Origin of the sequence: Neorhizobium sp. BETTINA12A, from assembly GCF_023006485.1 — a bacterium.
Classification (GTDB): domain Bacteria; phylum Pseudomonadota; class Alphaproteobacteria; order Rhizobiales; family Rhizobiaceae; genus Neorhizobium.
Genome location: NZ_JALBGW010000152.1, coordinates 1 through 11,585, shown reverse-complemented (window position 1 = coordinate 11,585; position 11,585 = coordinate 1). Strand labels below are relative to the sequence as shown.

Below are 11,585 nucleotides of genomic sequence, written 5' to 3'. Positions count from 1 at the left end.
CGCCGCGCGATGGGTATCTCGCAGCCTGCGAGACCCGGGCCATCGGCCTGGCCGTCGTCGAACTCGGTGGAGGCCGCAAGCGGGCTGCGGATCCGATCGATCATCGCGTCGGCATCAACGAGCTTCTGCCGCTCGGTCGCCAAGTCTCGGAAGGCGAGCCGATCGCCATGGTGCATGCCAGGACAAAAGAGGATGCCGAGCGGATCGCTGAGGATATTGCGCGCTTCTATACGATCTCAGACGCCCCGGTCGCAGCCGCGTCGGTCATCTTGAAACGTATCGGCTGATCACTGGATCAGCTTCAGGTTGCCGCCTTCCACCTGGAAGGATTTCAGTTTCTTCAGGAAGCTCATGCCGATCAGCGTGCCGGCAAGCGCCTTGTCGCGCAGCACGAAGGTATCGACGTCCTTGACGCGCACGCCGCCGATCTCGATGCGGTCGAGGACCACATGCGCCGCCTCGGTTCCGCCATTGGCGGTGTTGACCGTGTAGCGGAAATCCAGGCCGTTGGCGCTGTAGCCCAGCTTGCGCGCCGTGCTTTCGTTGATCGCCACCAGCGACGCACCGGTATCGACGAGGCCGTCGACGGATTTGCCGTTCATCCGGAACGTGCCGTTGAAGTGACCTCGGCCATCGGCTTCCAGGGTCACGCTGCCGGGTGTCACCGAAACAGGCGTGGCCTTTGCCGGCGCTTCGGCCGCAGCCATTGCCTCCGGCGCATGATCTGCACGCTGGATCAGCGCTGGGATCTGTGTCGCCAGCAGCGCCGTAACGGCTGCAAAAATGACGGTGCGCAGGAGCATGAACAATCCTCTCGGCATGAACCGGATATCCGCTTCCTGCATAACCGACAATTCATAAGAAAACGGCCCGCGAAATCCCCGCAGGCCGTTCATTTAAAAGCTTGGTAAGCGAATTCTAAATTACTTACTTGGTGCCGTACATCCGGTCGCCGGCGTCACCGAGGCCGGGCACGATATAGCCCTTCTCATTGAGGTGGCTGTCGATCGAGGCCGTGTAGATCTTCACATCCGGATGCGCCGCGCGGAAGTTGGCGATGCCCTCGGGGGCTGCAAGCAGGCAAAGGAAGCGGATATTGTGGGCGCCGCGTTCCTTGAGCTTGTCCACGGCAGCGATCGAGGAATTGCCGGTCGCCAGCATCGGATCGACGACGATGATCAGCCGCTCGGCAATGTCTTCCGGCGCCTTGAAGTAATATTCGACCGGCTGCAGCGTCTCGTGGTCGCGGTAGACGCCGATATGCGCGACGCGGGCCGAAGGCACAAGTTCGAGCATGCCTTCGAGAAGCCCGTTGCCGGCGCGCAGGATCGAGGCAAAAACCAGCTTCTTGCCTTCGACGATCGGCGCCTGCATTTCGACGAGCGGGGTCTCGATCGTTTCCATGGTCAGTTCGAGGTCGCGGGTCACCTCGTAGCAGAGCAGCATCGAGATTTCCCGGAGCAGCCGTCGGAAGCCCGCCGTCGAGGTTTCCTTCTTGCGCATGATCGTCAGCTTGTGCTGCACCAGCGGATGATCGATGACAGTGACGCCGTCCATGAGCTTCCCCTTCTTGTTTGCCTGTCTCTTCTTTCAGGAAAAAGGCCGGTTCCGCAACCCATCAGGCGCGTATGGCCGCCTCATCCCCAGCCTCTGACCCGCTCTGGGCGTCGAACCGGGCGATCAGTTTTGCCCTTGTCGCGTCGTCCACGAAGGCAGCCTCGATCGCCGTGCGCGTCATCTCATCGATCTCGCCGTCCGACATCCCCATCACCGCCGACGCGATCTCGTATTCGCGGGCGAGCGAGGTGTGGAAGAACGGCGGGTCGTCGGAATTGATGCAGACCCGCACCCCCGCGGCCTTGAGGCGCTTCAGCGGGTGGCTGTCGAAATCCGGAAACACCTTCAGCGCGATGTTCGAGCCGGGGCAGACTTCGAGCACGGTGCCAAGCTCGACAAGCCGTTCCACCAGCGCCGGATCCTCGATTGCGCGCACGCCATGGCCAATCCGCGAGGGCTTTACCAGATCGAGCGCATCGGCGACGCTGAAGGCACCGCAGACCTCACCGGCATGGATGGTCAGACCCAATCCGGCATCGCGGGCGATATCGAAGGCACGAGCATAGTCGGCGACGCGGCCCATGCGTTCCTCGCCGGCCATGTTGAAACCGGTCACCAGCGGGTTTTTCGCGCGTGCCGCATATTCCGCGGCCGAGATCACCCGGTCCGGGCCGAAATGCCGCTCGCCCGTGACGATGATCCGCGCCTCGATGCCGGTCTTTTCGCGGGCTGCGTGGATGCCGTCGCAGATGCCGGCGAGATAGGCATCCGCTCCGAGCCCGATCCGGTCTCCATGATCGGGCGAGACGATGATCTCGCTGTAGATCGTGCTGGCGGCGGCAAGTTCCAGAAGATAGGTCTCGGTCAGCAGCGCATAGTCGTCGGCGGTTTTGAAGAGCGCGGCGACAGCATCGTAGCAGACGAGGAATTCGGAGAAGTCTGACCAGACATAGGCGCCGTCACGCAACACCTTGCTTGCATCGACGCCGTATTTCGTGGCTTGGGTTTTTGCCAGTGCCGGCGGCGTGGCGCCCTCGATATGGCAGTGAATCTCGGCCTTGAGGAGGTGTCTGGTCAAAGGAAGCTCCATCCGTTGGGCCCAGGCGGTATCGACAGATGGGCAGCGATTGTTTCGGCAATATCCGCGTAGGTTGATCTGACCCCGATCGAGCGGGAGCGGATGCCCGGCCCGAACGCCATGACCGGCACCCGCTCACGGGTGTGGTCGGTGCCGCGCCAGGTCGGATCGCAACCATGGTCTGCGGTGAGAATGACGAGATCCCCCGGTTTCAGCCGCCGGTGGACGTCCGGAAGTGCGCGGTCGAAGGCTTCGAGTGCCGCGGCGTAACCCGGCACGTCACGGCGATGGCCGTAAAGCATGTCGAAATCGACGAAATTGGTGAAGACCAGGTCGCCGACGGTTGCCTCGTCCATCGCGGCAAGCGTCGCCTCCATCAGCGCCGCATTGCCGTCCGCCTTGATGACGCGCGACACGCCCTGGTGCGCAAAGATGTCGCCGATCTTGCCGATGGCATGTACCGACCGGCCGCCCCGGATCAGCCGGTCGAGCAATGTCGGCTCCGGCGGCGGCACGGAGAAGTCGCGGCGATTGCCGGTGCGCTGGAACGTGGTCGCCGTTTCGCCGACAAAAGGCCGGGCGATCACCCGGCCGATATTCATCGGATCGAGCAGCACCCGCACGGTTTCGCAGAGCCTGAGCAGCCGGTCGAGGCCGAAATGGGTTTCGTGGGCGGCAATCTGGAAGACGGAGTCGGTCGATGTGTAGCAGATAGGCCTTCCGGTGCGGATATGCTCTTCCCCAAGCCGGGCGATGATTTCGGTGCCGGATGCGTGGCAATTGCCGAGAATGCCCGAAATGCCGGCTTCACGGCAGATGGCGTCCACCAGTTCGGGAGAGAAGGCCTCGCCTTCGGTCGGGAAATAACCCCAATCGAACATAACCGGCGTGCCGGCGATTTCCCAATGGCCGGACGGGGTATCCTTGCCACGGGAAATTTCGTTGGCGGCGCCGTACAGGCCGAAGATCCGCTCCGGCATCGGCATGCCGACGGGATAGTCGCCGCCGGCGAGCTTTGCGATTTCCAGAAGACCGAGCGATGACATGTTCGGCAGATGCAGCGGGCCTTCCCTCAGACCCGCGCGGTCGCCGACGCCTGCGGCGCAGAACTGCGCGATATGCCCGAGCGTATTGGAGCCGAGATCGCCATACTCGTCCGCATCGGGGGCACCACCCACGCCGAAGGAATCAAGAACGAACAGGAACGCACGCGCCATCGGTCACCCGGAAGTTTGAATATCGCCCGGCCGACGGTTTGGCTGCCGGCTCGAATCGGGATTCATATAGCCGTGCGGATGTATTAGCAAAGGGCATGACGTCCGATGCGCGTCAGCAATTGGTGCAGGCGACGTTGTTCCCGAGGCGCTGGCGGTAGAAATACTCCCGCGCGATGGTGATGTTCTGAACCTCGCTTGGCAAAAGGCCGGGCATGAACATCAACAGTTCGTGGTGGACCGAAACTTCCGCCCGGACGAGGAAGGAATTGGCTATATGCATGTCGGGCGGCACCGGGACCGCAGAGCCGACCACATAGGGCCTGCCGTTATCCTGGTTCCACGACCAGGCAACGGTCGGATTGCCATTGGCATCGAGCGTCACGCCCGTGACCTTAATGCTGAGCGTGTTGGGCGTATAGGGGGCGAAAAGACTGGCGGTGACGTCTTTCATCGTCGCAAGCATCGTCTTGTCGACACTCGTTTCCCGGGTCACGAGATCGGCGATCGTACTGGCGCTGCGCGTCACCCGCTTGGAGACGCTGAGGCCGATGGTGATCTCGAAGGACGTGATGTAGAGGCTGAGAAGCAGCGGCGCGATCAGCGCGAACTCGACTGCGCCAACGCCGCGCCTGTCGGTCATGAACTGCCTGAGGCGGGTCAACAGGCCCGGATGTCGCGACTGCGGCTGCGGCTTTTGCTCTTCCATCACGGATAGTCCTCGGCTCGGAAGGCGGATGTCTCGACGATCAGGAAATAGTTCGGCCGTCCGCCGTTCGCAGGCCTGACATTGGTGATGTAAGGCCGGATCAGATCGGTGACGACATCCCAGCGGTAATAGGCACGCAGCATGTTGATGCTTTTGGCGGGGCCCGGCGCATAGGCGAAGGAAGATGTATCGAGCTCACCGAAATCGCCACCGGACGTCGAACGCGGGATTGTCTTCGGTATCAATGCGAAGCTCGCGAACGAGCGGACGTCGAGCAGAAGTTTGTCCGGCGTCGTAATTTCAGCATCGCTGCACGTGATCAGGATCGATATTTCGGCGCAGAAAGCGCGGCGGAATTCCGTCTGGTTCTTGTCTGTGCCGCGATTGAGCCCATAGGTAATATTGCCGGTCCTGAGCTTGCGCGCCATCGTGTCGACGGCATTGGCGACAAGCTGTTCGCCCGTATAGGCGATGAAGGTTTCGACGATCGCAAACACGATCAGGAAATACGGAATGGCGAGTAGCGCGAATTCGATCGCCGCTGCTCCGTCTTTCGAGCGGATGATCCGCCGCCATGCACCGCGCCTACCCTTTACAGGTACGGGCGCACCGCTTTTGGTATCGTCATGATCCTGGCACATGGTTCCCGCCCGACAGCCCGGTTTGAGCACGCCGATCCTAGGGTTCGATTATTGAGATTCCGTTGCGGTGATTGTCTGCAGTTTAACCACCTGTCCCCGATCAGGGCGAGGAGGTGTTCTTGAACTCGGCATGCTGCTCGCAATTGGGTGTGCAGGAGAGGATGGAACGTTCGGTTTGCCGGAAGACGCGCACCGTGTTGCCTTCGTCGATGGAAACGAGGATGCGTTCATCGGCAATCGCGTTGCCCTGCGCGTCAAGCAGCACCAGATTGGTCGTGCCGAAACTGCGGCCGGTCAGAACGATCGTGGTGGAATCCGCGACGGTGGCATCGGCGACGTTGGAATTGCCGACGATGACCTTGCTGACCGGGCGGTCGAGTTTCAGCACGCGCGCGTGATTCATGAATACGCGCAGAAGATCCCCTTGATCCTGCGCAGCAACATGTCCCGCGCCAGCGAACACGCCACCGCAAATGGCGAGGAGTCGGACGATGACGCTACGGAACAGCATTAGGGCAGCCTTTAGGGTGCGGTTGTTATCGGCCAAGAATGGAGGTGATTGGTGTATGAAAGGTTAAGCGGCACAGGCGGCCGGGTTTGATCTCATCTTAACCATTGCCGAATGGCCGGGATCGCAGCCCATGGAGCAAGTATCAGCCTTCCCGCATGTAAATTAAAGCTCTGTAAAAAAATGTACATTAGTCAATTATGAGCAGGAGTGAACACATGTCGAATGCGATCCTTTTTCTTTCCCCTTCGTTTACCACGCAACCGGCAATCGTCCATTAACGGGTTGGTAATGATGTTCCTTAAGCCGATCGCAATCGTCCGTCTGTAGATTGCAGTCATCCGAACAACGGAAACAGTTGTCGGGACGTGCTGAACAACAAATGTGGAGTAGGAGAGTTCCATGACCAAGATTTTCGCCCGTTTTATGAAAGATGAGTCTGGTGCGACCGCCATCGAGTATGGTCTTATCGCAGCACTCATCTCCGTTGCTCTGATCGCTGGTGCGACCACCCTCGGCACTTCGCTGAACACCCAGTTCACCAACATCTCGAAGAAGCTTAACTGCGGCACCGGCACCACCGCCTGCTGATTGTAGGCCTGACAAATTTCAGAAGCCGGCTCGATCACAATCGGGACGGCTTCGTCTATTTCGTAGTTCAGCAGGGGTTGGGGATCGCGCATTCCGCGCATACAAATCCTGACTGATGGCGGCGGATTCAGCAATGATCGTGATCACTCTGGCCATTCTTACAATCCTGCCGCTTTGCCTGGCGCTTGCCGCCATCTTCGATCTCGTCAGCATGACGATCCCGAACCGGGTATCAGCGGTTATTCTGGTGTCCTTTCTGGTCCTGGCCCCGCTCGCAGGGCTGTCCTGGCCGGAGATCGGCATGAATATGGTCGCCGGCCTTGCCGTGTTCGGCGCGTGTTTCGCGCTGTTTGCCTTCAATGTCATGGGCGGCGGCGATGCGAAGCTCCTGACCGCGACCGCCGTCTGGTTCGGCTTCAATCACTCGCTTCTCGTTTTCCTCGTCACCGTGGGTTATGTCGGCGGCGCGGTGACGCTTGCTTTCCTGCTCCTGCGCTCGCAGGCGGAGTCGGTCATGGCCATGGGCATCCCGCTCCCCTCATCCCTCGTCAACGCCAAGAAGATCCCTTACGGTATCGCCATCGCGATCGCCGGCTTCCTGACCCTCGAGCTTGCCCCGATCCATCTCCTGGCCGTGAAGGCGTTTCAATAAAGGTTTCCGCGATGGAAAGATCGCGTTAACCAGAATTGTAAGCGTCTCATTAACTATAATTACACCATTGGAGACCATTCTCCGGGGGAATTAGTGTTCCCTCAAGGAATGGCCATGAAGCCCACCCGTATCATTATTCTCGCGGTTGCCGTGGTGGCGGCGGGTCTCGCCGGCATGCTCGCCATGCGCCTTTCCGGCACCAAGGCACCCGAACTGGTGGAAACCGTCATCCAGAAGGAGCCGACGGTCAAGGTGCTCGTCTCGGCTGAGAACCTGCCCATCGGCAGTCGGCTGAACGATAAGTCGATGCAGTGGGCGTCCTGGCCCTCGAGCGGCGTCGTCGACGGCTTCATCACCGATTCCACGCGGCCGAACGCGATGACCGAGCTTCAGGGTGTCGTGGTCCGCATGCCGATGTTCAAGGGCGAGCCGATGCGCGCCGAGAAGATTGCCGATTCATCCAGCCGCATCATGTCCTCGTTGCTTCCGTCAGGAAAACGGGCCGTCGCAACCGAGATTTCGGTGGCGACGGGCGCCGGCGGCTTCGTGCTGCCGAATGATCGCGTCGACATCATCATGGTGCGCGAGAACAAGGACAGCGGCAACTACATTACCGAAACCATCCTGAGCAACGTCCGCGTCCTCGCGATCGACCAGCAGGTCCAGGAAAGTGAAGACGGCAAGAAATCGGTGGTCGGCACGACGGCGACGCTGGAACTGACGCCGGATCAGGCAAAGGTCATCGCCGTCGCCCAGCAGATGGCCCAGCGGTTGACGCTCGCGCTGCGCTCTGTCGCGGACTCGCAGGAGGCCGACACGGTCGCCCCGGGCTATTTGCTGCATGGGGGCGATGGCAAGGCGGATATCCAGGTCATCAAATCGGGCGCGATCGTCAAGAGCACGGCGACGGCGGTGCAGGCGAAATGAACGGAGCGCTCAAGTGAACAGTCTGAAACACAAGATTCGTAGCTCGGCAGCGGCAGGCTTGGCTTTTTGCCTCGCCTTTTCCGGCATTTCGCTGAATATCGCCCCGATCAGTCTTGAACCTGCGCAAGCCCTGGCGGCCGAAAACAGCGTCGTCCGCATCACCGAAGGGGGCCCTGGCATCCGTAAACGGCTGCAGCTCGGCCTCAACAAGGCCCTGGTCGTCGACCTGCCTTCCGACGCCCACGATATTCTGGTCGCCGACCCGAGCATGGCAGACGCGGTGACGCGCACCTCCCGCCGCATCTATCTGTTCGGCAAGACCGTTGGCCAGACCAATATCTTCGTCTTCGGGCCCAACGGCGAGGAAATCGTCAGCCTGGACGTGGCAATCGAACGCGACATTTCCGGTCTTGAGCAGAACCTTCGCCGGTTCCTGCCGGAATCGAACATCAAGGTCGAGATCATCTCGGACAACATCGTGCTGTCGGGAAGCGTGCGCACCCCCCAGGACTCGGCGCAGGCGGAAAAGCTCACCACCGCCTTCCTCAAGGGCGGCGAGGCGACCACCCGGAATATCACGGCTCAGGGCAATAACGGCGACGCGGACATCTTCGCCGAAAACCGACAGAAATCTCAGATCGTCAACCTCCTGACGATCGAGGGCGAGGACCAGGTCACGCTCAAGGTGACGGTTGCGGAAGTCAGCCGGCAGGTGTTGAAGCAGCTTGGCTTCAATGGGTCTGTGGCCGGTCCCAAGGGTTCGATTTCCTTTGCCAATCCCGCCAATCTGGGAAATGCCGTCGGCTTGGCTGCTCAAGGCGTCCTGTCCGGCAACATCGGCAATGTCGCTCTTTCGACTTACATGAACGCCATGGAGCAGGCGGGCGTCATGCGCACGCTTGCCGAACCCAGCCTGACCGCCATTTCGGGCCAGCAGGCAAAATTCTACGTCGGCGGCGAATTCCGCCTGCCTGCCCAGCAGGAGGTCGACGGCCAGAAGGGGACCGTCACGCAGACGGTCAACACGGTCGATTATGGCATCGAACTGAACTTCAAGCCCGTCGTTCTGTCGCCCGGGCGCATCAGCCTGGTGATCGAAACCAACGTGTCGGAGCCGACCTATGAAGGTTCTGCCGCGACGGGTAATGGTGCTTCGCTGCGGATCCCCGGCAATACCTACATGTCGATCCGCAAGCGCGAGGCTTCGACCACCGTCGAGTTGCCCTCCGGCGGCTCCATCGTGATTGCCGGCCTGGTGCAGGACAACGTCCGACAGGCGATGTCCGGCCTGCCGGGCATTTCCAAGGTGCCGGTGTTCGGCACGCTCTTTCGCAGCAAGGATTTCGTCCGCAACGAAACCGAACTCGTGATCATCGCGACGCCGTATCTGGTCCGTCCCGTTGCGCGCAGCGAGATCGCCCGGCCGGACGACAACTTCAATCCGGAAAACGATGCAGCGACCTTCTTCCTGAACCGCGTCAACAAGATCTACGGCCGCAAGGAGCCCGTCGCGACGGGCCAATATCACGGCGCCGTCGGCTTTATCTACAAGTGAGCGGTCATGGACATTGAAACGCAGAAAATCTCCGCCGAAGGACAGGATGCCATGACCAAGGTTACAACCAGGTCCCGTCGCCGCCAGATTGCCGCAGCCTTCGCGCTCGCGGCATCCGGCTTGCTCCTGTCGGCCTGCGGCAACAGCCAGCTCACCACCGGCGCCATCCCCGACGACTATCGCACCCGCCATCCGATCGTCCTGGCGGAAGGTCAGTCGACGCTTGATATTCCGATCGCCTCGGGCGATGTTCGCCTGACGACCGGTATGCGCGATACGGTCAAGGGATTTGCGCAGAACTTCATGGCGTCGCCTGCCGGTGTAATGCAGATCCAGGTACCCTATGGCTCCTATAATTCCGGTGCCGCGCAACATCTGGCGGGCGATATCCGCCGTGAACTGACGCGGTCCGGCATCAGGCCGCAGCGGATCCTGATGAGCAGCTACGCGGCCTCGCCGAATGGCGATGCAGCCCCGATCCGACTTTCCTACGTGACGACCAAGGCGATGACCGGCCAGTGTGGCGAATGGCCGGCGGATCTGTCGGACAACACGTTCGGCAACAAGAACTGGTACAATTTCGGCTGCGCCAGCCAGAACAATCTTGCAGCCCAGGTCGCCAACCCCACGGACCTCATCGCCCCGCGCGCCATCACGCCGATCGACGCGGCGCAGCGCGCCAAGGTCATCAGCGATTATCGCGGGGAATCCAGTGGCACCACGACGCCGTAAGCCAGGGAACCGGAGAAAACAATGAGCGCGATCAACTACGAAATCCGCACTCCCGGCCAGGGTGAAGGGTCTGCCGAGGACGCCGATCGTCCCGGCGATTTCGACGCGCTGCGCCCGTTGCCGCGCATCTCCATTCATTCCTTCTGCGAAAGCGAAGCGATGCAGCGCACGATGGACCGCATGGCCCGTGATCGCCGCATGGCCAAGGTCAACCTGCGCGTGACCATCGGTGGCACCAGTGCCGCTGCCAACATGTTTTCGTCCACGCCGACCCCGAACCTCATCATCCTGGAAACCGACGCCGAGCCGAAGAACCTGCTGCATGAGCTCACGCCGCTTGCGGAAGTGTGCGACCCCTCGACCAGGGTCATCGTCGTTGGCCGTTACAACGATATTTCGCTCTATCGCGAGCTGATCCGCAACGGCATTTCCGAATATCTCGTTGGCCCCGTGCAGATGCCGGACATGCTCGCTTCGATCTCGGCGATTTTCGTGGATCCCGAAGCCGAGCCGCTCGGCAAATCGATCGCCTTCATTGGTGCCAAGGGCGGCGTCGGTGCCTCGACCATTGCGCACAACTGCGCCTTCGGTATTTCGAACCTGTTCTCGACCGAGACCATCCTTGCCGATCTCGATCTTCCCTTCGGCACGGCCAATATCGATTTCGACCAGGATCCGGCCCAGGGCATCGCTGAAGCGGTCTTTGCGCCGGAACGCCTGGACGAGGTCTTCCTCGATCGCCTTCTGACCAAGTGTTCCGAACATCTCTCGCTGCTGGCGGCTCCCTCGCTGCTGGATCGCGCCTATGATTTCGATCGCAATGCGTTCACGCCGATCATCGAGCTCCTACAGCGCAGCGCACCGATGGCCGTTCTCGACGTTCCGCATGGCTGGACGGAATGGACGCGGGCGGTTCTGTCGGAGGTCGACGAGGTGGTGATCTGCGCGGTGCCGGATCTTGCCAACCTGCGCAACACGAAGAACATGATCGATGCCTTGAAGAAGCTTCGGCCGAACGACCGTGCGCCGCACCTGATCCTCAACCAGGTCGGCATGCCGAAACGTCCGGAGATCGCTCCGAACGATTTCATTGAACCATTGGAGATCGAGCCGATCGCCATCCTGCCGTTCGACGTGCAGCTGTTCGGCAATGCCGCCAATAGCGGCCGCATGATTTCCGAAATCGACGCAAAATCGCCAGCCGCCGAAACCTTCTCGCAGATCGCCCACATCGTCACGGGTCGGGTCGCCATGAAGAAGGTGAAGAAGGGTGGGCTTGGCAAGATGCTCGGCATGCTCGGGCGCAAGAAGGCATAACACCAGGAAACCGGTATGTTTGGAAAACGCGGAAACGAGGGATTTGGGAAGAGCGGCAGCGTCGCGCCGCCGCCGGCTGTGCCAGCGCCTGCCGCGGCGCGGTC

13 protein-coding genes and 1 pseudogene are annotated in these 11,585 nt (G+C 60.9%); 7 read left to right on the top strand and 7 right to left on the bottom strand.

What is annotated here, in order from left to right; genetic code table 11:
• Positions 1 to 287: pseudogene (locus tag MOV61_RS24320) on the top strand (thymidine phosphorylase); the annotation flags it as partial.
• Here MOV61_RS24320 and MOV61_RS24315 read toward each other — a convergent pair.
• The 7 genes from MOV61_RS24315 to MOV61_RS24285 form a co-directional block, all read right to left on the bottom strand.
• The gene (locus MOV61_RS24315; protein ID WP_247036482.1) at positions 288 to 803 is read right to left on the bottom strand and encodes a TIGR02281 family clan AA aspartic protease; all 516 of its coding nucleotides are present in this window, start codon (positions 801 to 803) and stop codon (positions 288 to 290) included.
• A gap of 124 nt (positions 804 to 927) precedes the next feature.
• Positions 928 to 1,557 carry a uracil phosphoribosyltransferase gene (upp, locus tag MOV61_RS24310; protein ID WP_038592343.1) on the bottom strand — a complete coding sequence of 210 codons (630 nt, stop codon included), beginning with the start codon at positions 1,555 to 1,557 and terminating at the stop codon, positions 928 to 930.
• Between the two features lie 61 nt (positions 1,558 to 1,618).
• Positions 1,619 to 2,635: an adenosine deaminase gene (locus MOV61_RS24305; protein ID WP_247138432.1), complete on the bottom strand. Its 1,017-nt coding sequence runs from the start codon at positions 2,633 to 2,635 to the stop codon at positions 1,619 to 1,621.
• The gene (locus tag MOV61_RS24300) at positions 2,632 to 3,852 is read right to left on the bottom strand and encodes a phosphopentomutase (RefSeq protein WP_247138431.1); all 1,221 of its coding nucleotides are present in this window, start codon (positions 3,850 to 3,852) and stop codon (positions 2,632 to 2,634) included. The genes MOV61_RS24305 and MOV61_RS24300 overlap by 4 nt, the downstream gene beginning before the upstream one ends.
• Before the next feature lie 112 nt (positions 3,853 to 3,964).
• The gene (locus tag MOV61_RS24295; protein ID WP_408962425.1) at positions 3,965 to 4,558 is read right to left on the bottom strand and encodes a TadE/TadG family type IV pilus assembly protein; all 594 of its coding nucleotides are present in this window, start codon (positions 4,556 to 4,558) and stop codon (positions 3,965 to 3,967) included.
• A complete protein-coding gene (locus tag MOV61_RS24290) occupies positions 4,558 to 5,199 on the bottom strand; it encodes a TadE/TadG family type IV pilus assembly protein (RefSeq protein WP_247138430.1) in 642 nt (213 codons plus the stop codon). The genes MOV61_RS24295 and MOV61_RS24290 overlap by 1 nt, the downstream gene beginning before the upstream one ends.
• 100 nt (positions 5,200 to 5,299) lie before the next feature.
• Positions 5,300 to 5,710: a pilus assembly protein N-terminal domain-containing protein gene (locus tag MOV61_RS24285; RefSeq protein ID WP_247138434.1), complete on the bottom strand. Its 411-nt coding sequence runs from the start codon at positions 5,708 to 5,710 to the stop codon at positions 5,300 to 5,302.
• A 399-nt stretch (positions 5,711 to 6,109) separates the two neighbouring features.
• On the opposite strand from MOV61_RS24285, the gene MOV61_RS24280 reads away from it, so the two are divergent.
• The 6 genes from MOV61_RS24280 (at position 6,110) to MOV61_RS24255 (ending at position 11,481) form a co-directional block, all read left to right on the top strand.
• Positions 6,110 to 6,298 carry a Flp family type IVb pilin gene (locus MOV61_RS24280; RefSeq protein ID WP_038548170.1) on the top strand — a complete coding sequence of 63 codons (189 nt, stop codon included), beginning with the start codon at positions 6,110 to 6,112 and terminating at the stop codon, positions 6,296 to 6,298.
• A 139-nt stretch (positions 6,299 to 6,437) separates the two neighbouring features.
• Positions 6,438 to 6,950 (top strand): prepilin peptidase, encoded by a 513-nt coding sequence (locus tag MOV61_RS24275; RefSeq protein ID WP_247138433.1) that lies wholly within the window; start codon positions 6,438 to 6,440, stop codon positions 6,948 to 6,950.
• Positions 6,951 to 7,064: 114 nt separating this feature from the next.
• Complete coding sequence (gene cpaB, locus MOV61_RS24270) at positions 7,065 to 7,877, top strand: Flp pilus assembly protein CpaB (protein WP_038549949.1); 813 nt, start codon at positions 7,065 to 7,067, stop codon at positions 7,875 to 7,877.
• A gap of 13 nt (positions 7,878 to 7,890) precedes the next feature.
• Positions 7,891 to 9,432: a type II and III secretion system protein family protein gene (locus MOV61_RS24265; protein ID WP_038548173.1), complete on the top strand. Its 1,542-nt coding sequence runs from the start codon at positions 7,891 to 7,893 to the stop codon at positions 9,430 to 9,432.
• A gap of 51 nt (positions 9,433 to 9,483) precedes the next feature.
• On the top strand, positions 9,484 to 10,164 hold the full coding sequence (locus MOV61_RS24260; RefSeq protein ID WP_247138429.1) for a CpaD family pilus assembly protein: 681 nt from the start codon (positions 9,484 to 9,486) through the stop codon (positions 10,162 to 10,164).
• A 21-nt stretch (positions 10,165 to 10,185) separates the two neighbouring features.
• Positions 10,186 to 11,481, top strand: coding sequence for a CpaE family protein (locus MOV61_RS24255; protein ID WP_247138428.1), 1,296 nt, complete (start codon positions 10,186 to 10,188; stop codon positions 11,479 to 11,481).
• Positions 11,482 to 11,585: the final 104 nt, after the last annotated feature.